This is a genomic window from Thermobispora bispora DSM 43833, assembly GCF_000092645.1.
Taxonomy (GTDB): domain Bacteria; phylum Actinomycetota; class Actinomycetes; order Streptosporangiales; family Streptosporangiaceae; genus Thermobispora; species Thermobispora bispora.
Genome location: NC_014165.1, coordinates 2,849,295 through 2,872,488 on the forward strand (window position 1 = coordinate 2,849,295; position 23,194 = coordinate 2,872,488).

At 73.6% G+C, this 23,194-nt stretch carries 21 protein-coding genes and 2 tRNA genes; 5 read left to right on the forward strand and 18 right to left on the reverse strand.

Annotated elements, in window-relative coordinates:
• Window positions 1-23 precede the first annotated feature (23 nt).
• Window positions 24-1,004 carry a 2-hydroxyacid dehydrogenase gene (locus TBIS_RS12060; protein WP_013132671.1) on the reverse strand — a complete coding sequence of 327 codons (981 nt, stop codon included), beginning with the start codon at window positions 1,002-1,004 and terminating at the stop codon, window positions 24-26.
• Window positions 1,005-1,104: 100 nt separating this feature from the next.
• Window positions 1,105-1,578, reverse strand: a complete 474-nt coding sequence (locus tag TBIS_RS12065) for a GyrI-like domain-containing protein (RefSeq protein ID WP_013132672.1) — start codon at window positions 1,576-1,578, stop codon at window positions 1,105-1,107.
• 221 nt (window positions 1,579-1,799) lie between these two features.
• Here TBIS_RS12065 and TBIS_RS12070 point away from each other — a divergent pair, with 221 nt between their 5' ends.
• Together TBIS_RS12070 and TBIS_RS12075 are read left to right on the forward strand one after the other, a co-directional pair.
• Window positions 1,800-3,239, forward strand: a complete 1,440-nt coding sequence (locus tag TBIS_RS12070; RefSeq protein ID WP_013132673.1) for a GuaB1 family IMP dehydrogenase-related protein — start codon at window positions 1,800-1,802, stop codon at window positions 3,237-3,239.
• A gap of 434 nt (window positions 3,240-3,673) precedes the next feature.
• Window positions 3,674-5,203 (forward strand): ATP-dependent DNA ligase, encoded by a 1,530-nt coding sequence (locus TBIS_RS12075; protein WP_013132674.1) that lies wholly within the window; start codon window positions 3,674-3,676, stop codon window positions 5,201-5,203.
• A 24-nt stretch (window positions 5,204-5,227) separates the two neighbouring features.
• Here the strand turns inward: TBIS_RS12075 and TBIS_RS12080 are convergent, their stop codons facing one another.
• Window positions 5,228-5,743, reverse strand: a complete 516-nt coding sequence (locus TBIS_RS12080; protein ID WP_241019695.1) for a DUF1707 and DUF4870 domain-containing protein — start codon at window positions 5,741-5,743, stop codon at window positions 5,228-5,230.
• Window positions 5,744-5,965: 222 nt separating this feature from the next.
• Between TBIS_RS12080 and TBIS_RS12085 the strand changes: the two genes are divergently transcribed.
• The gene (locus TBIS_RS12085; RefSeq protein WP_041431536.1) at window positions 5,966-6,349 is read left to right on the forward strand and encodes a hypothetical protein; all 384 of its coding nucleotides are present in this window, start codon (window positions 5,966-5,968) and stop codon (window positions 6,347-6,349) included.
• 5 nt (window positions 6,350-6,354) lie between these two features.
• On the opposite strand, the gene TBIS_RS12090 is transcribed toward TBIS_RS12085, so the two are convergent.
• The 3 genes from TBIS_RS12090 to TBIS_RS12100 all read right to left on the reverse strand — a co-directional run bounded on the left by TBIS_RS12090 (window position 6,355) and on the right by TBIS_RS12100 (window position 9,094).
• Window positions 6,355-7,413, reverse strand: a complete 1,059-nt coding sequence (locus TBIS_RS12090) for a DUF4192 domain-containing protein (protein ID WP_013132677.1) — start codon at window positions 7,411-7,413, stop codon at window positions 6,355-6,357.
• A 297-nt stretch (window positions 7,414-7,710) separates the two neighbouring features.
• Window positions 7,711-8,493: an EI24 domain-containing protein gene (locus TBIS_RS12095; protein WP_148231677.1), complete on the reverse strand. Its 783-nt coding sequence runs from the start codon at window positions 8,491-8,493 to the stop codon at window positions 7,711-7,713.
• A 13-nt stretch (window positions 8,494-8,506) separates the two neighbouring features.
• Window positions 8,507-9,094, reverse strand: coding sequence for a Maf family protein (locus TBIS_RS12100; RefSeq protein ID WP_013132679.1), 588 nt, complete (start codon window positions 9,092-9,094; stop codon window positions 8,507-8,509).
• Between the two features lie 82 nt (window positions 9,095-9,176).
• Here TBIS_RS12100 and TBIS_RS12105 point away from each other — a divergent pair, with 82 nt between their 5' ends.
• Window positions 9,177-11,039: a CASTOR/POLLUX-related putative ion channel gene (locus tag TBIS_RS12105; protein ID WP_013132680.1), complete on the forward strand. Its 1,863-nt coding sequence runs from the start codon at window positions 9,177-9,179 to the stop codon at window positions 11,037-11,039.
• Between the two features lie 20 nt (window positions 11,040-11,059).
• Here TBIS_RS12105 and TBIS_RS18245 read toward each other — a convergent pair whose 3' ends face one another.
• From TBIS_RS18245 to nadD, 10 genes are all read right to left on the reverse strand, one after another.
• Window positions 11,060-11,875, reverse strand: coding sequence for a hypothetical protein (locus TBIS_RS18245; RefSeq protein ID WP_013132681.1), 816 nt, complete (start codon window positions 11,873-11,875; stop codon window positions 11,060-11,062).
• Between the two features lie 533 nt (window positions 11,876-12,408).
• Window positions 12,409-13,938, reverse strand: coding sequence for a cobyric acid synthase (locus TBIS_RS12115; RefSeq protein WP_013132682.1), 1,530 nt, complete (start codon window positions 13,936-13,938; stop codon window positions 12,409-12,411).
• A 213-nt stretch (window positions 13,939-14,151) separates the two neighbouring features.
• Window positions 14,152-14,228, reverse strand: a tRNA-Ala gene (locus TBIS_RS12120).
• A gap of 66 nt (window positions 14,229-14,294) precedes the next feature.
• Window positions 14,295-15,089, reverse strand: coding sequence for an SDR family oxidoreductase (locus tag TBIS_RS12125; RefSeq protein WP_013132683.1), 795 nt, complete (start codon window positions 15,087-15,089; stop codon window positions 14,295-14,297).
• 539 nt (window positions 15,090-15,628) lie between these two features.
• Window positions 15,629-15,701 (reverse strand) — tRNA-Ala (locus tag TBIS_RS12130).
• Between the two features lie 76 nt (window positions 15,702-15,777).
• Window positions 15,778-16,173, reverse strand: coding sequence for a hypothetical protein (locus TBIS_RS12135; protein ID WP_013132684.1), 396 nt, complete (start codon window positions 16,171-16,173; stop codon window positions 15,778-15,780).
• Window positions 16,170-16,520: a hypothetical protein gene (locus TBIS_RS12140; protein WP_013132685.1), complete on the reverse strand. Its 351-nt coding sequence runs from the start codon at window positions 16,518-16,520 to the stop codon at window positions 16,170-16,172. The genes TBIS_RS12135 and TBIS_RS12140 overlap by 4 nt, the downstream gene beginning before the upstream one ends.
• A 657-nt stretch (window positions 16,521-17,177) precedes the next feature.
• Window positions 17,178-17,801, reverse strand: coding sequence for a histidine phosphatase family protein (locus tag TBIS_RS12145; RefSeq protein WP_013132687.1), 624 nt, complete (start codon window positions 17,799-17,801; stop codon window positions 17,178-17,180).
• A 22-nt stretch (window positions 17,802-17,823) separates the two neighbouring features.
• Complete coding sequence (gene rsfS, locus TBIS_RS12150) at window positions 17,824-18,228, reverse strand: ribosome silencing factor (protein ID WP_013132688.1); 405 nt, start codon at window positions 18,226-18,228, stop codon at window positions 17,824-17,826.
• 195 nt (window positions 18,229-18,423) lie between these two features.
• The gene (nadD, locus tag TBIS_RS12155; RefSeq protein ID WP_013132689.1) at window positions 18,424-19,041 is read right to left on the reverse strand and encodes a nicotinate-nucleotide adenylyltransferase; all 618 of its coding nucleotides are present in this window, start codon (window positions 19,039-19,041) and stop codon (window positions 18,424-18,426) included.
• 89 nt (window positions 19,042-19,130) lie between these two features.
• On the opposite strand from nadD, the gene TBIS_RS12160 reads away from it, so the two are divergent.
• Window positions 19,131-20,141 carry a M48 family metallopeptidase gene (locus tag TBIS_RS12160; protein ID WP_013132690.1) on the forward strand — a complete coding sequence of 337 codons (1,011 nt, stop codon included), beginning with the start codon at window positions 19,131-19,133 and terminating at the stop codon, window positions 20,139-20,141.
• Between the two features lie 44 nt (window positions 20,142-20,185).
• Here the strand turns inward: TBIS_RS12160 and TBIS_RS18250 are convergent, their stop codons facing one another.
• Both TBIS_RS18250 and TBIS_RS12170 read right to left on the reverse strand, forming a co-directional pair.
• Entirely contained in the window at window positions 20,186-21,787 is a 1,602-nt protein-coding gene (locus TBIS_RS18250; protein WP_013132691.1) for a serine/threonine-protein kinase, read from the reverse strand.
• 142 nt (window positions 21,788-21,929) lie between these two features.
• Window positions 21,930-23,186 (reverse strand): glutamate-5-semialdehyde dehydrogenase, encoded by a 1,257-nt coding sequence (locus TBIS_RS12170; protein ID WP_013132692.1) that lies wholly within the window; start codon window positions 23,184-23,186, stop codon window positions 21,930-21,932.
• Window positions 23,187-23,194 lie beyond the last annotated feature (8 nt).

Sequence of the window (23,194 nt, forward strand, 5' to 3'; positions counted from 1 at the left end):
CGTCCGCTCCGCCGGGCCGGGCGCTACCCGCGGCGGCGGACCACGGGGTCCACGCCGTTGACCACGTTCCGCACCGGGCGTCCCTCGACCGCGGCCGTGAGGTTGTCGAGCACGCACTGGATCAGGCGGGTGGTGGCCTGCGGGGTGACCGCGGCCGCGTGCGGGGACAGGAGCACCTTGTCGCAGGAGCGGAGGGGGTGGTCGGCGGGGAGGGGCTCGGTGTCGAACACGTCGAGCGCCGCCCCGGCGAGGTGGCCGGACTCCAGCGCGGCGAGCAGCGCGGCGGTGTCGACGATCTCGCCCCGCGCCGCGTTGACCAGGATCGACCCTGCCGGCATGCGGGAGAGCCGCTCCTCGCCGATCAGCCCGCGGGTCTCCCGGGTGAGCGGCAGCACGAGGACGAGCACCTCGCTGGTGGAGATCAGCGAGTCGAGGTCGCGGTAGGCCGCGCCGTACGTCTCGGCCTTGGGGGTGCGGGACCAGTAGGCGACCTCGCAGCCGAGGGCGCCGAACATCCGGGCACAGGCCGCGCCGATCGGGCCGAAGCCCACGATGCCGACCCGGGAGCCGGCCAGCTCGCGCCGCTGGAGGGTGAACTGCGGCCAGCCGCCCGACCGCATCTCCCGGTCGCCGTCGTGCAGGTGCCGCAGGAGGGCGAGCGTGGCGCCGAGGCACCACTCGGCGACCGCGACGGCGTTCACCCCGGCCGTGTTCGCGAGGGGCACCCCGGCGGCGGTGAGCGCGTCGATGTCGTGCCCGTCCACCCCCACGGAGGGCTGCTGGACGAAGGCGAGCCGCGGCGCGAGGCGCACCGCCTCGGCGTCCAAGGCGAGGGATCCGCTGAAGTCGCCGACCACGATCTCCGCCTCGGGGATCGCCTTCAGCATCGCGTCCCGGTCGTGGGCGTCGGGGATGATCACGTCCAGCCGGCCGGCGAGCTCGCCGAGCATGGAGCGCACGGCCTCTTCGGGCATGGGCAGCAGGGAGAGCGTCTTCCACTTCACGCCCAAGAGTCTCCCATCGCATGTGAAACGAGTTCTAGCCCGCGGCGCGCGGACCGGTCCCCAGGAGCGCCGGGACGTGCGGCGGTCGTGGCGGGCGTTCTCAGCCCTGCCCGAACGGGGGCAAGATGGCGATGTAGAGGTCGACCCCGTCCGGATGATGGATCTCCAGATCGGTGGTGAAGGCGCGGGCCGGGGGCGCGCCGGACGCGACGTGCGCGCACACCTGCTCCCAGGCCTCGACCAGCGCGGCCGGCCTGGGTCCCCGCGCGCGGAACAGCATGGCGGGCACCCCCGGGACGCGAACCGCGACCATGCCCTCGGGGAGCCCGGTGGCCGCGTGCACCGCCACCCCCACGACCTGGGTGAAGGCCCCGTCTTCCCCGCGCTCGAAGTCGGTGAGCACCGCGTACAGGTTCTCGTCGACCCGGCCGGGAACGTGGGCGAACGCCCCCGGGGCGGCGGCGCGCACCCACAGGCCGGGAAGCTGCGCGCGGGCCGGATCCGCCTCGGCCGCTCTGGTCGTCCGTACGGCGTGGCCGACGACGATCAGCTCCGGACGGTCAACGACGTGCACAGGATCCCCTCCCACCGGTGCACGATATCCGGCGCCGCCTCCCGGGGTCGGGCGATCCGGATCACAGGCGACCGGCGGCCCGCTCACGGCCGTCGCGGAGCTCCGGCGCCTTGCGCGGCCCGCACCGTTCGACCGGCGGCCCGCTCACGGCACTCGCCCCGCGGCGGCCGCGGCCCGCGGCCCCTCACCTTTCGCTCGCTCATCACATAGGGTGGACTCACGTGCGATTCCTCAACGACGTTAAGCCGCCTTTCGACCTGACCTACAACGACGTGTTCATGGTGCCGTCCCGGTCGGCGGTCGGGTCGCGGCTGGACGTGGACCTGACCACCAGCGATGGCTCCGGCACCACGATCCCGATCGTGGTCGCCAACATGACCGCGGTGGCGGGGCGCCGCATGGCGGAGACCGTGGCCAGACGGGGCGGCCTGGTGGTCATCCCGCAGGACATACCGATCGACGTGGTCGCCGAGGTGATCCGGTGGGTGAAGAGCCGCCACCTCGTCTACGACACGCCGATCACCCTCACCCCGCACGACACGGTCGGTGAGGCGCTGAGCCTGCTGCCCAAGCGGGCGCACGGCGCGGTCATCGTGGTGGACTGGGAGAACCGCCCGATCGGCGTGGTCACCGAGGCCGACTGCCAGGGCGTGGACATGTTCACCCAGCTCGGCCAGGTGATGACGGCCTCGCCGCAGACCCTGCCCGACGGGATCGACCCGCAGTCGGCCTTCGAGGCGCTGCACGAGGGCAACCACCGGCTCGCGCCGGTCGTCGACCGGGAGGGCCGGCTCGTCGGCGTGCTCACCCGCACCGGCGCGCTCCGGTCCACCCTCTACCGGCCGAACGTCGACGCCAAGAACCGGCTGCGCATCGCGGCCGCCGTCGGCGTGAACGGCGACGTGGCGGCCAAGGCCAAGGAGCTGCTCGACGCCGAGGTGGACGTGCTGGTCGTGGACACCGCGCACGGCCACCAGGAGAAGATGATCTCGGCCTTGCGGGCGGTGCGGAGGCTGGGGCCCACCGTGCCGATCGTCGCGGGGAACGTGGTCACCGCCGAGGGCGTGCGCGACCTGGTCGAGGCCGGGGCCGACATCGTGAAGGTCGGCGTCGGCCCGGGCGCCATGTGCACCACCCGGATGATGACCGGGGTGGGCCGGCCGCAGTTCTCCGCGGTGCTGGAGTGCGCCGCCGAGGCGCGCCGCCTGGGCCGCCACGTGTGGGCGGACGGTGGCATCCGCCACCCGCGCGACGTGGCGCTCGCGCTCGCCGCCGGCGCCTCGAACGTGATGATCGGCTCCTGGTTCGCCGGCACCTACGAGTCGCCGGGCGACACGAAGATCGCCCCGGACGGGCGGAAGTACAAGGAGAACTTCGGCATGGCCTCCGCCCGGGCGGTACGGCTGCGCACCGCGGACGACACCCCGTTCGAGCGGGCGCGCAAGTCGCTCTTCGAGGAGGGGATCTCCACCGCGCGCATGTACCTGGACCCGCAGCGGCCCAGCGTGGAGGACCTGATCGACTCCATCGTCGCCGGCCTGCGCTCCGCCTGCACCTACGCGGGCGCCGCCAACCTGGAGGAGTTCCACGAGCGGGCCATCGTCGGCGTGCAGAGCCCGTCGGGCTACACCGAGGGCATGCCCCTCCACCAGTCCTGGTGAGCGCGTGCCCGGGTGAACCTCTGGGGTGATCCCGGGAGCCTGCCCGGTGGCGGGCGCCTGCCCGGGTGAGCCCCGGTCCCGTGAGATCGCGCGCCTCGGTAGGCCTCGGTAGGACCGTGTCCCGGTGCGAACCGGGCGCACCGGGGCCGGTGTAGTACACCCGGGCGGGCGGGAGCCGCCGGGGCACGGTGGAACCGCCGGGGCACGGACGGGCATCGCCGGCCTCGGATGGGACCGGCCGGGCGTCGCACGGCCGGTCCGCGCGCCGTGGGCGGCTCAGGTGCCCCGTGAGCGGCGCGCCGGGTCGCCGTGGCCGGCCCACGGGGGCGGCGCGGTGCGCCGGAGGCGCCGCCGCGGGCCGCCGGTGCGCCGCGTCCTCCGCGGCCCGGCGGCATGAGCTGGGCGGCGGCCCGATCGTGGGGCAGGATGACGGTGTGCTGCTCATCGAACTGGCCCGGACGTCGGCGGCGGTCGCCGCGGACTCATCCCGCAAGGCCAAGATCGGGCACCTCGCCGAGCTGTTGCGCCGGGCCGGCCCCGATGAGGCGGAGATCGCGATCGCCTACCTCTCCGGTGAGCTGCCGCAGCGGCAGATCGGCGTCGGCTGGCGCAGCCTGCTGGACCTGCCCGGCCCGCGGCAGATCGCCACGGCGACCGTCACGCAGGTCGACGCGATGCTCGAGCGGATCAAGGCCCAGTCCGGCCCCGGATCGCAGGCCGCTCGGCGGGAGCTGCTCGGCGAGCTGTTCGCCTCGCTGACCGAGCAGGAGCAGTCGTTCCTGCGGCGGCTGCTCGCCGGTGAGCTGCGCCAGGGCGCGCTCGAGGGCGTGATGATCGAGGCGATCGCCGCCGCGGCCGAGGTCCCGGCCCAGGAGGTCCGCCGGGCCCTCACCCTGCGCGGCTCGCTCCCCGCGGTGGGGGCGGCGGCGCTGCGGGGCGGGGTCGCCGCCCTGCGGGAGTTCCGGCTGGAGGTCGGCCGGCCGGTCGCGCCGATGCTCGCCCAGAGCGCGCCGAGCGTCACCGCGGCCTTGGAGAAGATCGGCGGCCCCGCCGCGATCGAGTGGAAGTTCGACGGCGTCCGGGTGCAGGCGCACCGGAAGGGCGGCTGGGTCGGGGTGTTCACCCGCACCCTCGACGACATCACCGCCCAGGTGCCCGAGCTGGTGGAGGCCGTGCTCGCCCTCCCCGACGACGACCTGGTGCTCGACGGCGAGGTGATCGCGCTCCGGCCCGACGGGCGGCCCGAGCCGTTCCAGGTCACCTCCGGCCGGGTGGCGAGCCGCACCGATGTGGCCGCGCTCCGCAAGAGCGTGCCGCTCAGCGTCTTCTTCTTCGACGCCCTGCGCGTCGGCGGGGCCGATCTGCTCGACCTGCCCGGCTCGGAGCGGCACGCCGCGCTCGAGGCGGCCGTCCCGGCCGAGCTGATCGCCCCCAGGATCGTGACCGGGGACCCGGACGAGGGCGAGCGGTTCTTCTCCGACGCCATCCAGCGCGGCCACGAGGGCGTGGTGGTGAAGTCCCCGCAGACGCCGTACACCGCGGGCCGGCGCGGGGCGGGGTGGATCAAGGTCAAGCCGCGGCACACCCTCGATCTCGTGGTGCTGGCCGCCGAATGGGGCAGCGGGCGGCGCACCGGGTGGCTCTCCAACCTGCACCTCGGCGCATACGACCCGGAGACCGGCGGCTTCGTGATGCTCGGCAAGACCTTCAAGGGCCTCACCGACGAGCTGCTGGCCTGGCAGACCGAGCGGCTGCTGCGGCTCGCCGTGGGCCCCACCGACGGCTGGGTGGTCACGGTGAAGCCCGAGCTGGTCGTGGAGATCGCCTTCGACGGGGTGCAGCGCTCGCCCCGGTACCCCGGCGGGATGGCGCTCCGGTTCGCCCGGGTGCTGCGCTACCGGCCGGACAAACGGCCCGAGCAGGCCGACACCGTGGCCGCGGTTCGCGCGCTGCTCCCCCGCTGACGCCGGCCGGCCCGCCGGAGCGGGTCAGCGCACGAGCCGGACGGTGAGCGGGTACCGGAACTCCCGGCCGAGCAGCGCGGCGCACCCGCCGACCACGGGAAGCACGATCGCGAGGACCCACACGACCGGCAGGAGCAGGATCCCGACGATGGTGATCGGCAGCAGCAGGGTCGCGCCGAGGACGGTGAGGTGGAAGTTGAGCGCCTCGATCGCGTGCCCTCTGATGTAGGGCGCGTGGCGGCCGGCCGACATGAGCATGATCAGCGGGCCGATCATGAACAGCCCGCAGAGGGTGAGCAGGTGGGCCGCTGCCGCGCCGACCCGGTCCCCGCTGTCGACGGGCGCGTCCACCTTCCACGTCGGCGTCCACCGCGGCCGGGCCGGGCCGCGCAGATCGGCGACCGCGTGGTGGAGGTCGGCGGCGGTCCTGGCGCTCATCGCGAGCTGGAGCCGCTCGTCCATCTCTGCCTTGTCGAGCCTGCCGTCGGCGAAGGCCGTCTTGATCTCCTCGACCGCCCGCTCCCGGTCGCCGTCGGACACGCGGAGGCCGGGATGCGCCACGGGTGGGCGCGCCGGTCGTGTCGTCGTCACCGACATGCGAAGCCGTCCCTTCCGTCGCTGGACCTGGCACCTCGTGAACCATCCTCGGCACCGGGCGCGCGATCGGCATCAGGGACATCCCCGAGTTCGGCCCTGACGGGTCACTGAGATCGATCCGCGTGTCTTATGCGCACGCGACAAACGCGGCGTTATATACGATTCATGAAGTGGTTTGATCCTTATGGTCTCCGGCGGCTTCGAGGGAGACGGATGGCGAAGCTGGACCGGGAGGCGACCACGGCGGACATCGAGGCGCTCATCGAGTTCGCCAAGACCCGGCGGGGCGTGGAGTTCTACGTGGAGCCGGAGACCTTCGCCACCACGATGACGGCCGTCGCCGTGGCGCACGACGGCGAGTGGATGCGCCGGCGGGTCGGCTCCCCCGCCGTGATCCACCGGGTGGCGCGGAAGCTCGGCCTGCCCGTCTACGACGTTCAGCTCACCGGCTACCCCGCCCGGATGCGGGCGTACAACGAACGCCGCCGCAAGGAAGAGGACGGCGGCCCTTCCGAGGCACCTGACGCGGACGCGCCCGAGTTTTCCTGACGCAGTCACCGGGCCGCTCCGGGCTGCGCCCGGGCGAGCAACCGGTGCAGCGGCAGGAGCCAGCTCGCCCTCGGCGGCCCCATCTCCCGGTCGAGATCCCCGGGGGTGGGCATACGGCCGCGGAACACCGCGGGCGGGACGAGACCGGTGACCGCCTGGCGGAGCAGGATCGCCATCGAGTACCCCGGGTCCGCCGCGAGCGCCCGCTCCACGGCGACCCCGGCGAGCACACCGTCGCCCCGCCACCAGGAGGCGGCGGCGAGCAGCGAGGCGGCCGGCGCGGCGAAGCCCGGCTCCAGCCGCCTGGTGACGTCCCGCCAGAGCGTGACGTGGGCGTCGCTGTCGTCGATCAAGGCCCACGCCTCATCCCGGATCCGGATGACCGCGAGGTCGAGCCCGAGCCGGGCCACCTCGTGGTCGGTGAGGCGGCCGCCCGAGCCGTACCGGCGGACGGCGTCGCGCACCCGTGCCAGCCCGTCGGCCACGAACGCCGCGGCGAACCCGTCGTCGCGGAGCGCGGTCTCGGTCAGCCTCGCCCGGAGCTCCCGCACCACCCGCCCGGTGATCCGCCGCATGGCCGCGCCACCGCTGGGCTCGAGCGAGCGCAGCAGGCTCTGCCGGTCGGGCAGGGCGACCAGGCCGTGGAGGACGGCCTCGGCGGCGACCCGGCTGGAGAACGGGTCGTACGGGATGCCCTCGGCCGGATGGCAGCCGAGGCCGGGGCACGAGTAGGTCCAGTAGCGCCCGCCCTCGGCGCGCAGGGCCTCGGCCACGCGGATCCCCGCCCGGGCGAGCAGCCCGGTGACCGTGCCCACCGCCGGGGTGACGAGCCGCTCCGGGCCGTACCCGGCGAGGATCACGGCGGTCACCCCCTCGCGCCGGAGCACCGGGACGATCCGGCCGATCCGGTCCGGGGCGAGCGGCAGATCCCACCGGGCGCTGAGCCGTAACTCCTCCCCGGCGGAGCCGATGACCACCATGCTGTCGGCGGGGTGGAAGCCGATGAGGTACGGCACCGCGGCGAGGAGGTCGGCCGGGCCGGTGAGGAGCAGCGTCGGTTTCATGCCCTCAGAGGGTGCCCCGGCGCGCCGCCCCGGATGCCGCCCCGGGCCGATCCTGTGGATGACGCGGGCCGTACCGGGCGCACGGCCCCGGTACGGCGCCGGATGCGGTCGTCGCTGTGGAAGCCGCGCTCGCCTGGGGCGGTTCGGGTGCGTGTCACTCCATGACGTGGCCTCAAGTGGAGGCCGCGCTCACCCGGCGGCGGCCTGCGCCGTGCTCACCCGCTCAGGGCGCGCCCAGGGCGTCCGCCACTGCGGCCGCCACCCTCCGGCCCGGCCCGGGCAGCGGCCGAGCTGTTCTCACGCGGCGATCGCGCCGGCGGACCGGGGTTCCCGCGCCAGGTGGAGCCGGACGAGCATGGTGGCGCCGGCCACGATCGCCGGCATGAGGATGACGTTCACCAGCGGCAGCATGGAGGCGAGGAAGACCGGGACCCCGAACCCCAGCGCGGCCGGCATCCTGCCGCGGAGCAGGGCGAACCGCTCCTTGCGCAGGATCCCCCGGCGTTCCATGCTCACCGTGGTCAGCTCCGCGGTGAGGAAGAACCCCTCGACCAGCGCGGCGATCACCGGGATCACCGTCTGCCCGATCACCGGGACGAACCCGAGCAGGAAGAGCGGCACGGTGAACATCAGCATGTAGCCGAGGATCACCGCGCTGTCCCGGATCGAGCGGAAGAACGTCCGCCAGAAGGGCTGGTCGGCGGTCTCGGGCAGCCCGCCGAGGTCCTCCTCGACCTTCTCCGACAGCTTCTCGTAGAACGGCTCGCCGATGGCGAGCGTCACCGCCGTGTAGGTGAACACGGAGAGCCCGACGCCCCCGGCGACGAGCAGGAAGGCGAGGATGCGCCGGAACGCGTCCCGCCAGCCCCAGTCGTCGGCGAACGGCGTCAGCCAGGCGGCGACGTCGACCGCGTTGAACAGGAGCCATACGATCGCCGCGGCGTGGAGCAGGAGCGAGATCAGCGCGGGGAGCAGCCCGAACAGCCACCACCTGCGGTGGGCCATCACCCACGCCAGACCCCGGAACAGGCAGCCGCAGCCCGCGACGAGATCACGCAGTGCGCTCCTCACCCTGATCATCATGCCGGGCAGACTAGCGCCAAAGCCGCGTGACGGGCACCCCGATCTCGGCGAGCAGGCGGCGCAGCAGGGGCAGCGAGACGCCGATCACGTTGCCGTGGTCGCCGTCGATGCCGTCCACGAACCAGCCGCCGAGGCCGTCGAGGGTGAAGGCCCCGGCGACCCGCAGCGGCTCCCCGCTCGCCACGTAGGCGGCGATCTCCTCGTCGTCCGGGGTGCCGAACCGCACGAGGGTGGCGGCGACGTCGGAGGCGCGGCGGCCGGCCGCGACGTCGATGACGCAGTGCCCGGTGAGCAGCCGCCCGGTCCTCCCCCGCATCATCCGCCACCGGGCGATCGCCTCCTCCGGTGACGCGGGCTTGCCGTACGCGACGCCGTCGAGCTCGAGCACGGAGTCGCAGCCGAGGACGATGCCGTGGCTGAGCGTGGCGGCGACGGCGGCGGCCTTCGCCTCGGCGAGGGCGAGGCAGAGCCGTTCCGGGGTCTCGGCGGTGATCGCCGTCTCGTCGACGCCGCTGACGATGACCTTGGGGTCGAGCCCGGCCCCGCGCAACACGTTGAGGCGGGCGGGCGAGGCGGAGGCGAGCACGAATTCGGTCACGATCGGACAGCCTAGTTTGCTCCTAGTATGGGTCCCCGTTGATCAGGCGCCAGAACCGATATTCCTGGCTTAAGGGGCTTTCGTGGCGAAAACTACGTTACGCGCGCGCTTGCGATATTGGTTCGACAACACCATGGCCAAGGGCACGGTCGCCCTGATCGGCTGGCTCGGCCTGGTCTCGTTCGCGCTGATCCTGGTGATCAGCGCGCTCGCCATGTGGATCACCCCGGGTGAGGCGGGGACCGACGGATGGCCCGGCGCGCTCTGGCTGATCCTCATGCGCACGCTGAGCCCTGGCAAGATCGCCAGCGACACCGGAACCGCTCCCTATCTCGCGCTGATGCTCGCCGCCTCCCTCGGCGGCATCTTCATCGTGAGCACCCTGGTCGGCGTGCTCTCCTCGGGCTTCCGCAGCAAGATCGAGGAGCTGCGCAAGGGCCGCTCCCGGGTCATCGAGCGCGGCCACATCGTGATCCTTGGCTGGTCCGAGCAGGTCTTCACGATCGTCTCCGAGCTGGTCAAGGCGCACGCGAGCCAGCGGCACTCGGCCATCGCGATCCTCGCCGACAAGGACAAGGTCAGCATGGAGGACGCGATCCGGGACCGGGTCGGCGACACCGGCCGGACGCGCGTGGTGTGCCGCACCGGCAAGCCCACCGAGCCGAGCGACCTCGACCTGCTCAGCCTGGAGACCGCGCGGTGCGTGGTCGTGCTCTCCCCGCAGCGGGACGACCCCGACGCGCACGTGATCAAGACGCTGCTCGCCCTGACCAAGCGGGCCGGCCACCATCCCCCGGTGGTCGCGGCGATCGCCTCGTCCCGCAACATGGCCGCCGCCCGGCTCGCCGGCGGCCCCGCCGTCCACCTGGTCGACAGCGAGGACCTCATCTCCCGGCTGATCGTGCAGTCGACCCGCCAGTCCGGGATGTCGGTGATCTGCATGGACCTGCTCGACTTCGACGGCGGCGAGATCTACCTGCGCCGGGAGCCCGCGCTCGCCGGCCGCACGTACGGCGAGGCGCTCCACGCGTACCGCACCGCCAGCGTCATCGGCCTGCGCCGGCCGGACGGGGTCGTCCTCAACCCGCCCATGGACACGGTGATCGACCCCGCCGACGAGATCGCCATGATCGCCGAGGACGACTCGCTCATCCGGCTGGCCGACGGCGCCCCGGAGACGGACGACCGGCACATCGTCTCCGTGAGCGCCTCCGCCGCCGGTCCGGAGCGGACGCTCATGCTCGGGTGGAACGAGCGGGCTCCGAAGATCATCCGCCATCTCGACGCCTACGTCCCGCCGGGCTCGGTGCTCGACGTCGCGAGCGACCATCCCATGGCGGGCGGTGATCTGGTGGGCCTGGCCAACCTCAAGGTGAACGTCAAGGAGTGCGACACCACCGACCGCTTCGCGCTGGAGTCGCTCTCCGTCGGCCTCTACCAGCACGTGATCGTGCTCTCCGACGACCGGTACGACCCGCACCACGCGGACACGCGGACGCTCATGACGCTGCTGCAGCTCCGGGACATGCAGCGGACCCTCGGCGACCGCTACTCGATCGTGAGCGAGATGCACGACGAGAACAACCGGGAGCTCGCCGAGGTCACCGAGGCCGACGACATCGTGATCAGCAACACGGTGATCGGGCTGCTGCTCGCCCAGCTCGCCGAGAACCCGTACCTGTCCCAGGTGTTCGGCCACCTCTTCGACCCCGAGGGATCGGAGATCTACGCGCGGCCGGTCGAGGAGTACGTCACCCCCGGGGTGCCGGTCACCTTCCCCACGCTGATCGAGTCGGCGCGCCGGCGCGGCCAGACCGCGATCGGGTACCGGCTCTCCGAGCAGGCCACGGTGCCGCCCCACTTCGGCGTGGTGCTCAACCCCGACCGGTCCCGTGCGGTGACCTTCCGCAAGGGCGACCACGTGATCGTCCTGGCCGAGGGCTGAGCACCACGCCGAGGGGGGCCTCAGAGCACCTTGAGCGACGACATCACCTTGTTGATGTCACGCCAGTGCCTCTTCTGGGCATCCGGAATGGTGATGAACACCAGAGCGGGCTTCTTCTGCGGCACGTCGATGAGCGCGACGGCCGCCATCGAGCTCCGCTTCTTGTCCTTGATGGTGTAGCCGACCCGGTAGCCGAGCAGCCAGCCCTTCCGCTTGCCGACCTTGATGGACTGCGACGCCGTCCATGTGATCGTTCCACCGGACGGGTGATGGTTGAGCGTCCACCGGGCGGCCAGCAGGGCGGTGTCGCGCAGGCTGTCCTGCACGGGGATGGGAACCGGGCAGGAGACGAGCATGCCGCGGAACTCCAGCCCCTTCACCTTGGGCAGCACCTGCCGGGAGGCGAAGGGATTGGCCGTGGCCCGCCGCCATACCTTGCCGAGCCGCGGAAGGGCCACGCCGGACCGGCGATCCTTGATCAGGCCGCGGGTCGGGGCGGCCCGCCCCGACAGCGTCTTCAGCTTCCGCTGCTTCTCCGGGAGCGCGGGCACCCGTGGGTCGGCGAGCGCCACGGTGAGCGGGTCGCCCTTGGCAGACGGGCTCGCCGCGGGGCTCGGCGCCGCGCTCCCGGACGCCGACGCCGTGGCAGTCGGGACGGCGTTCGACGCCGTCGCCGGGACCGCGGTGGCCGGTACGGAGACGGCGGGAAGGGAGGGCCGGGCCGCGACGGTCGTCGGTGTGGGGTCGTCCTTTCGGGTCAGCAGCACCACCGCGGTGACCGACCCGGCCACCGCGACCGCGGCGACACCGGCCAGCGCCCGGTAAACCACCCGCATCGGCAGGTCACCCAGGCTTCTGCTCGGCGGGTTGGGCGGAACCTGCGCCTCCGGCACCGTGATCTTCGGGAGGGGCGTGGTCTCCGCCTCGGCCGCTACATACGAAGGGACGGCTTTCGTCCCAAATTCCCCAGATGACACGTGTGGGAGCGTACGGCATCTCCCACGGCTTGAGGGTGGAGATCGCTGTCACACTTCAAGAACACCCAGCCCGCAGCCCGCTCCCCCGCGACCGCCGGCCGCACCGGGCCCGGCGCGGTGCCCGGCAAGATCCCGGCCATGCCGTACGGCACGGCGCCCGGGCGGGGCTGCGGTGCGGCATGGCCACGGCACCCAGGCGGGGCTCCGGTGCGGCACGGCCAGGGCACCCAGGCGGGGCTCCGGTGCGGCACGGCCAGGGCACGGCACACGGGCGTAGCTCCCGGTGCGGCACGGCGCACGGCTCCACGGGCACCCCGCCTGCCACATACCGGCACCGCACCCGCCCACCACCGAGGACCACCCCACCGCCCCTGGGACGGTCACGGGTCGGCTCAGGAGCCGCCGGGACGCCGGGCCAGGCCGACGACCGGCAGCCCGCCGGGCACGCCGCCCTCGATCAGCCGCCACACCGCGTCCGTGTCCAGATGCGCCTCGATCAGGTCGGCGAGCGCGTCGAGCCGGGCCTCCCGGCGCTCGGCGAAGGAGACCGTGCCCGGGGTCCAGTCCCGCCCGGCGCACCGGGCCACCTCGGCGAGGAAGGCGCGCCGGAACGCATCGCCCTCGAAGATCCCGTGCCAGGTGGTGCCCCACACCGACCCGGCCCGGCAGCCGTCGAGGAACGGCTCCCCGCCCTCGGCCGTGACCCGGCCGTGGTGGATCCGGTAACCGGCCACCGGGTGGCCCCGCCAGGTACCTTGCACCAAGTCGAGCACCTTCTCCGGTGTGAACACGGTGCGCACGGGCAGGAGGCCGAGCCCGGGGACCCGGCCCGCGCGGCTCTCCACCCCGTCGTCGATGACGGCGCCGAGCATCTGCAGCCCGCCGCAGATCCCGAGCACGGGCCGTCCGTCCGCCGCCCGCCGGCGCAAGGCGTCGCCGATCCCGCGCTCGCGCAGCCATGCCAGGTCGGCGACGGTCGTCCGGGTGCCGGGCACGATGACCAGGTCCGCCTCCGCCACCTCGGCCGGGGTGGCGACCAGGCGCACGCTCACCCCCGGCTCCGCCGCCAACGGGTCCACGTCGGTGACGTTCGACATGCGCGGGAGCCGTACCACCGCGACCCGCAGGACGTCCCGGCCGGCGGGTGGGGTGAGCAGGTCGGGGCGTTCGCCGAGATCGAGGGAGTCCTCGGCGTCGAGCCACAGCCCGGACCGCCAGGGCAGCACGCCGAGGCAGGGCCGCCCGGTGGCGGCCCGGAGCCACTCGAGCCCCGGTTCGAGCAGCGCCGCGTCCCCGCGGAACTTGTTGATGACGAAGCCGGCGATGTGCCGCTGGTCGGCGGGGTCGAGCACGGCGAGCGTGCCGGCGAGGTGGGCGAAGACCCCGCCCCGGTCGATGTCCCCGACCACGAGCACGGGCAGGTCCGCAGCGCGGGCGAGCCCCATGTTGGCGATGTCGCGCGGCCGCAGGTTCACCTCGGCCGGGCTGCCCGCGCCTTCGCAGACCACCACGTCGAACCGGCGGCGCAGCCCGGCGAGGGCGTCCAGGGCGACCTCGAGGAGGGGTGGCGTGCGCGTCCAATAGGAACGCGCATCCACCATGTCGTACGGCCGGCCGAGCACGACCACGTGGGAGTGCCGCTCCCCCGCGGGCTTGATCAGCACCGGGTTCATCGCGGCCTCCGGCTCGACGCGGGCGGCCGCCGCCTGCATCGCCTGGGCGCGGCCGATCTCACCGCCGTCGGCGGTGACCATGGAGTTCAGCGCCATGTTCTGCGCCTTGAACGGGGCGACCCGCACCCCACGGCGGGCCAGCCACCGGCACAGGCCGGCCACGACGACGCTCTTCCCGGCGCCGGAGGTGGTCCCGGCGACGAGGAGCGCCCCCTTCCACGCCCGGGGTGTCGCCTTCGTCCTGTTCATCGCGGGCAACCGTAGCAGAAACCGGACGGCCGCGAGGCGGCGGGGCCTGAGCGGGCGGCACGGCGGTGGCGGGCCGGTCCGACGGCCCGGAACGCCGGCCTAGGGTGCGACGGGACCGCGCGGCATCCGCCGGGGCTCACGGAGAGCCGATGCCCACGGAAAAAGGCCGGTCCCGGCGCGTCCGTCGTCCGGACGGGCCGGGACCGGCCTCGCTGGTGGAGCTATGGGGATTTGAACCCCAGACCCCCTCCATGCCATGGAGGTGCGCTACCGGACTGCGCTATAGCCCCGTGCCGCGATCTCGGCTGCCCCGTCAGTGTAGCGGACGTTCGGAGTTCCGCGTAATCGGACGGGCGTCAGCGCTCCCCCAGTGACGCAACGAAGCGCGACATCCCGGCGATCCAGCGGTCGGTGTCGTCGTACTTCCGGCGGACGTACTCGGCCACCTCGGGGTGCGGAAGGATGAGGAACCGCTCCTCGGCGAGGGCGTCGACGACCTGGGCGGCGACGTCGTCCGGGTCGAGCAGGGGCGCCGCCTTCGCCACCCCGCGGGCGGTGAGGTGGTCCTCCGCGAGCCCGCGCTCCATCATCGGCGTGCGCACGCCCTGCGGGCAGAGCACGCTCACCCGGATGCCCTTCGCCCGGTAGTGGATGGCGAGCCATTCGGCGAAGGAGATCGCGGCCGCCTTGCTCACCGCGTACGGCGCGTCGCCCGGGCAGCTGACCAGCCCGGCCGCGGAGCAGGTGTTGAGCAGGTAGCCGCCGCCGCGCTCCACCATGCGGGGGACGACGGCCCGGGCCGCGTAGACGTGCGCGAGCGTGTTCACCGCGAGCGCCCGCGACCAGTCCGCGTCGGACGCGTCCAGGCCGTGCCCGGTGATGATCCCGGCGTTGGAGCAGAAGAGGCCGATGGGGCCGAACTCCCGCTCCGCCACGTCGGCCAGGGCGCGGACCTCCGCCTCGACCGTGACATCGGCCCGCACGGCCAGCGCCCGGTCGCCGATCTCACGGGCCACCGCGGCCGCGCCCGCCTCGTCGACGTCGGCCACCACCACCCCGGCCGCGCCCTCGGCGGCGAAGCGCCGGGCCAAGGCCCGCCCGATGCCGCTCGCCGCGCCCGTCACGACGACGACCTCGCCCGTGACCCGCATGCGCCACCTCTCAGACCGACCAGTCGGTATGACACGCTACGCCGCAGGGCCTGATGCCGTCAACGGCTCCATCGGGTCCGCGGCCGGCCTGGCTCGGGCGGGACGGCGTGCCCGGGCTGCCGCCGAAGCCGGGGCCCGCCCGGTCCGCCGATGGGCTCAGGACCGTCCCAGCGCGCGATGGGCCGCGAGGTGGAGACTTCGGCAACCGGCCAACGCACTGACCGTCCTCGCGCGCGGTGGGCCGCGTGGCGCGCATCCGGCGATGGGCCGCGGATGGCGGGCCCACGCGGCGAGCGGCCGCCGCACGGCCGCGCCCGGGCCCCTGCAAAAGTTCTCGGCGCCGCGTCCGGTGGGGACGCCGCCCGCCCCTCGGGCAGCCCGATCGGGAGCGTCTCAGGACGCCCAGCGGCCGTACACCCGCTGCGGCGGTGCACCGCGCCCGCTCGGCCGTACGGCGTTGCGGGGCCGGGGTCGCGGAACCGATCCTGGGCCGAGACACACTGAGGCCACCCCTGCCGATCAGGGGTGGCCTCCGCCGGTGGAGCTATGGGGACTCGAACCCCAGACCCCCTCCATGCCATGGAGGTGCGCTACCAGCTGCGCTATAGCCCCGGAAGTCGCGTTCAGTTTACTGGAAACCCGGCGTAGCCGGTAATCGGCGCCGCCGCCCGGGCACGGCCACCGGCCGTCAGCCGGAGGACCGCTTCTTGAACAGCCAGTACAGGCCGATCACCGGCAGCACGAGGGGCACGAAGCCATAGCCGCTGCCGTACCCGGACCAGACCGTCGCGCGCGGGAACGCCTCGGGCTGGGTGAGGCTCAGCGTGCCGATGATCAGCACCCCGGCCAGCTCGATCAGGCATGCGGCGAGCGCGACCTTCCGCGCGCCGGTCGCGAGCGCGACGGTGAGCACGATGTAGACCACCGCGGCGAAGGCCGAGAGCAGGTACGCGACCGGCGCCTCGGCGAAGCGGGTGGCGATCTGCACGGCGGCACGGGCGGAGGCGGCGAGGGCGAACACCGCGTAGACCGCGACGAGCACCCGCCCGGGCCCCGAGCGCACGGCGTGTTCCACCTGACTCATCCGGCATCCCAGATCTGCAGCAGTCTTCCGAGCATGACCGCGACGGTGAACGCGCCGACCGCGATGACCCCCGGGCCCCAGCGAGTGCGCTCCGCCCGCCCCCACCACACGGCGGCCGGCGGGATCACCAGGACGGCGAACAGGTAACCGAGGAAGGTCGCCTTCTCGGTCACCCGCCCGAGGCCGGACAGGGCCATGGCCGCCTGCACGAGGAGCGAGAGCTCCAGCAGCACGAGAGCCGCCATGAGCACGACACCCATGGGACGGTTCCTGATGGCGGTGATCAACGCGATCAGGGCGACCAGCAACGAGGCGCCGATGAGAGCGCCCGAAAACGCACCGTTCATGATGCGCCATCCGTCGGGGACATGACCTGTAGCGTACCGGCCGGGCGCGGCGCCCCGTGATCGAGGGGAAGGCCGGACAGGACCGGCCGGGTGATGCGGCACCCGGCGGCCGGCGGCCCCGAGGGGCTCGGCACACACGCCGAGGGCCGGCTTTCCCGGCTCTGTGTCCTCACCGGCGGGGCCGGCGACGCCTCGCGAGCCATCCCGAGAGCCGGCGTCCCGTCCGGGCGGGCAGAGCGCGCCGTCCTCGCCGGTGCTCGTTGAGCCGTCCCGCGGGTCGATGCTCCGGTTCAGCGGGCGATTACGGCACCCGGCCCGGCAAGGCAGGCACCACCTCGCGAGCCATCCCGAGAGCCGGCGTCCCGTCCGGGCGGAAGAGCGCGCCGTCCTCGCCGGTGCTCGTTGAGCCGTCCGGCGGGCCGATGTCCCGGCCCGGAGGAAAGGCACGGCGCACGGCCGGGCAAGGCCGGCGGCGCCTGATGAGCCACCCTGCCGGCCGGTGTCCCGGCCCATGCGGGCGAGCGCGGTGGCCGGTCCGCCAGAGCAGGCGGCACCGCGTGAACCGCCCCGGCGAGAGCAAGGCCTGGGCCTGGCGGCCGGTCCGGCAGCGCCGGCAGGACGGGGCGGGCGGCGCCGCGAACCGCCTCCGCGGCCCGGTCAGCCGTTCGGGGTGTCGTCGCTGCTGACCGGTTCGGGCAGGGTGCCCGCGTTGTGCTCCAGGAGGCGCCAGCCCTTGGCGTCCTCCTCGAGGACCGACCAGGAGCAGTTCCCCAGGCCGCCGAGCACCGACCAGAGCTCCTGGGGCAGGCCGAGCAGCCGCGCGATGCCGAGCCGGATCGCCGCACCGTGCGAGACCACGACGAGCAGGCCGCCGTCGTCGAGCTTCGCCCGCCACCGCAGGATCGCCCCGGCGACCCGTTCGGCCACGTCGGCCGGGTCCTCTCCCCCGGGGGCCTCCCACTTCTCGTACTCGACCGGCCAGCCGGCCTTGATCTCCTCGCGGGTCAGCCCTTCCCACGCGCCGCCGCCGCGCTCGCGCAGGTCCTTGTCCACGAAGATCTCGAGGTTGGTGAGCCGGGCGAGCGGCACGGCTGTGTCGTACGCGCGGCGCAGATCCGATGAAACGATCATCGTCGGCCGCAGTGCGGCGAGCAGGGACGCGGCGCGCTCGGCCTGGGCGACGCCGACCTCGTTGAGGGCGATGTCCGAGTGCCCTTGGAAGCGATGCTCGACGTTCCACACCGTCTGCCCGTGCCGGAGGCAGACCACCCGGCGGCTCATGCCGCCTCCTCACGGACCCGGCTCACGCCTCGGCTCCATGCGCGCGCTGGGCGGCCGCCAGGGCGACGCTCTCCGGCAGCTGGATGGGCGGGCAGTCCTTCCACAGGCGCTCCAGGGCGTAGAAGCGGCGGTCCTGCTCGTGCTGGACGTGCACGACGATGTCGAGGTAGTCGAGCAGCACCCAGCGGCCCTCGCGCTCGCCCTCCCGCCGGACCGGCTTGGCGTCGGCCTGCACCCGCAGGCGCTCCTCGATCTCGTCCACCACGGCGCGGACCTGGCGGTCGTTCGAGGCCGAGCAGAGCAGGAACGCGTCGGTGATGACGAGCCGGTCGCTCACGTCGTACGCGATGATGTCGTCGGCCAGCTTCTCCGCGGCCGCCTCGGCGGCGATGCGGATGAGCTGGAGCGATCTCTCAGATGCGGTCACGATACGGTTCTGTCCTCCATTGACGGCTCTATCAGAGTGCCCGGTCGGTGCCCACCGGACAACCGTCTTTCCCGGACTTGACCCTATCGGGGGTTATGGGAGCTCCAGTTCGGCCGCGCTCGCCGCGCCGCCCGGGAACGCGCCGCGCCCGCTCGGCCGGCCGTACGCGCCCCGCGGAGCCCACCGGAACGCGCATCAGGGGTCCCGGTAGAGGCCGCGCTTGTTGATGTACTGCACGATGCCGTCGGGCACGAGGTACCAGATCGGCTCCCCGGCCGCGACCCGCTTGCGGCACTCCGACGAGGAGATGGCGAGCGCGGGGACCTCGATCAGGGTGACCTTATCTCTGGGCAGCCCCGGGTTGCGGAGCGTGTGCCCCGGGCGGGTGCACCCGACGAAGTGCGCCAGCTCCAGCAGCTCCTCGGTGTTGCGCCAGCTCAGGATCTGCGCGAGCGCGTCGGCCCCAGTGATGAAGTACAGCTCCACGTCCGGCCCGTAGATGGCCGAGATGTCGCGCAGCGTGTCGATCGTGTAGGTCGGCCCCGGCCGGTCGATGTCCACCCGGCTCACCGAGAACCGGGGGTTCGAGGCCGTCGCGATCACCGTCATGAGGTAGCGGTCCTCGCGGGACGACACGGTCCGGTCGGCCTTCTGCCACGGTTGCCCGGTCGGGACGAACACCACCTCGTCGAGATTGAAATGGTGCGCCACCTCGCTCGCCGCCACCAGGTGACCATGGTGGATCGGGTCAAAGGTGCCGCCCATGATGCCCAATCGACGGGTAATGCCCCCATTCTTCATGCGACGGACCATAACGTGTCCACTCAAATCACCCGAAAACCGCCCCATCTTGATCACTAGAGCGCCGCGCGCCTCCGGGCGATGGGACATAGCATGCGGGCATGACCACTCCCGACCGCAAGCGCGTACAGCTCCCCGATATCAGCCCGCGGGCCTACGAGCACCCGGCCGACCGCTCCGCACTGGTGGCGATGCGCTCGCTCAGCGGGTTCGACTCGGTGCTCAAGCGGATGTCCGGGCTGTTCAGTGAGCGCCGCCTGCGCCTCATGTTCCTGGCATCCGCCGTCCGCTGCACCGATACCCAGTTCCGCGCGCTCCACGACATCGGCCGGGATTGCGCCTACATCCTCGACCTGCCCAAGGTCCCGGAGATCTACGTCCAGCAGGACCCCGTGGCCCGCGCGCAGGCGATCGGCTTCGACGAGCCGTTCATCGTCGTCTCGACCGGGATGCTCGACCTGATGGACCAGGAGGAGCTGCGGTTCGTGGTCGGGCACGAGACCTCGCACATCCTCTCCGGGCACGCGGTCTACGGCACCATGCTCGCCCTGCTCACCCGGATGGCCGCCCGCGTCGCCTGGATCCCGCTCGGCTACATCGGCCTGCGGGCGATCGTCGCGGCGCTCGAGGAGTGGCAGCGCAAGGCCGAGATGTCGGCCGACCGGGGCGGCCTGCTCGCCGGGCAGGACCCCGACGCCGCGCTGCGCGCCCTGATGAAGATCGCGGGCGGGTCGCGCCTCCACGAGATGAACATCGAGGCCTTCCTCGACCAGGCCCGGGAGTACGACACCGCCGGCGACGTGCGCGACGGCCTGCTGAAGGTGCTCAACCTGCTCGGGACCACCCACCCGTTCGCGGTCACCCGGGTGGCGGAGCTCGACCGGTGGCGGCGCAGCGGGCAGTACGCCGCGATCCTCTCCGGCGACTACCCGCGGCGGCGGGACGACGGGCACGTCAGCGTCACCGAGGAGATCAAGGCGGCGGCCGAGTCCTACCGCCGGGCGTGGACGGAGTCGCAGGACCCCTTCGTCGGCCTGCTCCGGGACGTCGCCGAGGGCGCGGTCCACGCGGGCGAGCGCATCTTCAACCGGTTCGCCCGCCGGAGCGGCTGAACACCGGGGAGAGCCCGATGCCCGGCCGCCCCGGCGGCCGGGCCCTAGACGACCAGCGACACCGCCTGCACGGCCAGCGAGCAGAGCGCGACGAAGCCGCCGAGCAGCGCGAGCGTCCGCAGGTCGGTACGGCGCAGCGCGGGGAGCGAGGCGCCGGCCCGCTCCACCTCCCGCCCGATGATCAACGCGCTCACCGCGCCGAACGCGAACCCGGCGATCGTGACCGGCATCACCTGGGTCCACCACTCGGGCGGGAGCTGCCCGGTCCCGGTCACCGCCCACAGCGTCGCGAACCCGGCGATCGCGGCCGGCAGCCCCGGCCAGCAGACCACCGTGACCAGGGACCCGGCCAGAAGCAGCGGGAACGTCAGCGCGCGGAGCACCAGGCGGGTCCGCGGCGAGGAGCGCCTGCGCACCAGCCAGTGCCCCACCCACAGGGCCCGCACCACGGCCGAGGACGCCGCCGTGATCGCGAACGTGGCGAGCGGGTAGATCACGGAGACCACCACGCCGGGCACCGCGAGCAGCGCGAGCACGGCGAGGGCGGCGTGGCCGCCCGGGCGGCGCAGCCGCTTGGTGGGCTCCACCGGCTCCGCCGCCGTCGCCTCCTGCGCCACCGCCTCGGCCGGGCTCTCGCCCGCCCTGGCCCGGCGATCGGCAGGATCCCGCGGCCTGGCGAGCGCCACCGCGCCCCCTTCGGCCCGGAGCGCGCGCTCCTCGGCCGCCTGGCCCGCCCCCTCCGGCTGCCGCTCCCGCGCCGCCGGTACGGTCGGCCGTACCGGAACGCGCACCGGCCGGTGCGGCCGGGCGGGCCGGACCGCCGCGGGGCCGATACGGCGCTGAGGATCGCCGACCGCCCTGGCGAGCCGGGCGAGCCGGTCGGCGAGCACGGCCGCGGTCGGGCGGCGGGCCGGGTCACGGTGCAGCGCCGCGCGGATGAGCGGCAGCAGCGCCGGCGGGACCCCGGCGAGGTCCGCCTTGCCGTTGAGGATCGCGTACATCTGGGCCTCCGCCGAGCCCTCCCCGAACGTGGGGCGCCCGGTCGCGGCGAACGCCACGGTGGCGGCCCAGGCGTGCACGTCGGCCGGCTGCCCGGCCGGCTGGTTCGCGAACAGCTCGGGCGCGCTGTAGCCGGGGGTGCCGAGGAAGGTCCCGGTCTCGGTGACCCGGGTCGCGTCGACCACCTGGGCGATACCGAAGTCGATCAGCACCGGCCCCCGCTCGGCGAGCAGCACGTTCGCCGGCTTGACGTCCCGGTGCACGATGCCGGCCGCGTGGATGACCGCGAGCGCGGCGGCGAGCCGCTGGGCGAGCCGGATGAGCTCCGGTTCCGGGAGCGGGCCGCCCCGCCGCACCGCCTCGAGGAGGGTCTCCCCCTCGATGTACTCCATCACCAGGTACGGCCGGTCGCCCGAGAGGTGGGCGTCGAGCACCTTGGCGACGTGTAAGCTGTTCACCCTCCGCAGCGCGCGCACCTCGCGCTCTAGCCGTAACCGCGCCGCCGGATCGTCGACCGGGTCCCGGAGCAGCTTGAGGGCGACGCGTTCGCCACGGCGGCTCGCGGCGAGGTAGACCTCGCCCATCCCACCCCGGCCCAGGCGCTCGAGGAGCACATACGGACCGACCCGTCCCAGACGTCCAGCCATAGGTGCGCTAACCCTAGTGGGCGTTGCGGGCGAATCGGCGGAGGCGCGCCGGCGGCCGGCGGGGAATTCCCGGCCGCGCCCGCCACCGCGCGGTTCCGCCGGCCGCCGATCCGGCCTCGGCGGCGCGCCGGGTCGCCGTGGCTCAGCCCCGGACCTGCCCCTCACCCGTGTAGATCCACTTGGTGGAGGTGAGCTCGGGCAGGCCCATCGGGCCGCGGGCGTGCAGCTTCTGCGTGGAGATGCCGATCTCGGCGCCGAACCCGAACTCGCCGCCGTCGGTGAACCGGGTGGACGCGTTCACCGCGATGGCCGCCGAGTCGACCAGGGCCGCGAACCGGCGGGCCGCCTCCAGGGAACGGGTCACGATGGCGTCCGTGTGCCGCGAGCCGTACTTGCGGATGTGCGCGATCGCGTCGTCGAGCGAGTCGACCACCGCGGCCGCGATGTCGAGCGACAGGTACTCGGCGTAGAAGTCATCCTCGGTGGCGGGCACCACATCGGCGCTGTAGGCGCGCACCCGCTCGTCCCCGTGGACGGTCACCCCGGCGTCCTTGAGCGCGGCCAGCGCCCTGGGGAGGAACTCGGGGGCGACGGCCGCGTGCACGAGCAGGGTCTCGGCCGCGTTGCACACCGACGGGCGCTGGGTCTTGGCGTTGATCAGGATCCGCAGCGCCATGTCGAGGTCGGCGTCGGCGTCCACGTAGACGTGGCAGTTGCCCACGCCGGTCTCGATCACGGGGACGGTGGACTCCTCCACCACGCTGTTGATCAGCGACGCGCCGCCGCGGGGGATCAGCACGTCGACGTACTCGCGGGCCCGCATGAGCCACCGCGCCGACTCCCGGGTCTGCCCCGGGACGAGCTGCACGGCCCGCTCCGGCACCTCGGATCCGGCGAGCGCCCGCTGCATGATCCGCACCAGCGCGGTGTTCGAGGCGTACGCGCTCGACGAGCCGCGGAGCAGCACGGCGTTGCCGCTCTTGAGGCAGAGGGCGGCCGCGTCCACGGTCACGTTGGGCCGCCCCTCATAGATGATCCCGATGACGCCGAGCGGTACCCGGACCTGGCGGAGCTCCAGCCCGTTCGGGAGGGTCGTGCCGCGCACCACCTCGCCCACCGGGTCGGGCAGATCGGCGATCTGGCGGACGGCGGCGGCGATGGCCTCGATCCGGCCGGCGTCGAGCCGGAGGCGGTCGATCATCGCCGCGGAGGTCCCGCTCTCCTCCGCCCGGGCCACGTCCTCGGCGTTCGCCTCGATGATCTCGTCGGTGGCCGCGACCAGCGCGTCGGCGATCCTCCGCAGCGCCGCGTCCTTCGGGGCGCGGGGCAGCGGCGCCAGCTCCGCGGCGGCCTCCCGCGCCGCCTGCGCGACCTTCACCAAGTCCTCTGCCTCAGACATGCCTCGCG

Excerpts from the sequence above, each read along its gene's own strand:
- TBIS_RS12085 (WP_041431536.1), top strand. The coding sequence starts at position 5,966 with ATGAAGTGGTTTGATCCTTATGGTCTCCGGCGGCTTCGAGGGAGACGG.
- nadD (WP_013132689.1), bottom strand. The coding sequence starts at position 19,041 with ATGGTCCGTCGCATGAAGAATGGGGGCATTACCCGTCGATTGGGCATC.
- TBIS_RS12140 (WP_013132685.1), bottom strand. The coding sequence starts at position 16,520 with ATGAACGGTGCGTTTTCGGGCGCTCTCATCGGCGCCTCGTTGCTGGTC.
- TBIS_RS18250 (WP_013132691.1), bottom strand. The coding sequence starts at position 21,787 with ATGGCTGGACGTCTGGGACGGGTCGGTCCGTATGTGCTCCTCGAGCGC.
- TBIS_RS18245 (WP_013132681.1), bottom strand. The coding sequence starts at position 11,875 with ATGCGGGTGGTTTACCGGGCGCTGGCCGGTGTCGCCGCGGTCGCGGTG.
- TBIS_RS12095 (WP_148231677.1), bottom strand. The coding sequence starts at position 8,493 with ATGATCAGGGTGAGGAGCGCACTGCGTGATCTCGTCGCGGGCTGCGGC.
- TBIS_RS12115 (WP_013132682.1), bottom strand. The coding sequence starts at position 13,938 with ATGAACAGGACGAAGGCGACACCCCGGGCGTGGAAGGGGGCGCTCCTC.
- TBIS_RS12090 (WP_013132677.1), bottom strand. The coding sequence starts at position 7,413 with ATGAAACCGACGCTGCTCCTCACCGGCCCGGCCGACCTCCTCGCCGCG.
- TBIS_RS12135 (WP_013132684.1), bottom strand. The coding sequence starts at position 16,173 with ATGAGTCAGGTGGAACACGCCGTGCGCTCGGGGCCCGGGCGGGTGCTC.
- TBIS_RS12145 (WP_013132687.1), bottom strand. The coding sequence starts at position 17,801 with ATGAGCCGCCGGGTGGTCTGCCTCCGGCACGGGCAGACGGTGTGGAAC.
- TBIS_RS12170 (WP_013132692.1), bottom strand. The coding sequence starts at position 23,186 with ATGTCTGAGGCAGAGGACTTGGTGAAGGTCGCGCAGGCGGCGCGGGAG.
- TBIS_RS12160 (WP_013132690.1), top strand. The coding sequence starts at position 19,131 with ATGACCACTCCCGACCGCAAGCGCGTACAGCTCCCCGATATCAGCCCG.
- TBIS_RS12125 (WP_013132683.1), bottom strand. The coding sequence starts at position 15,089 with ATGCGGGTCACGGGCGAGGTCGTCGTCGTGACGGGCGCGGCGAGCGGC.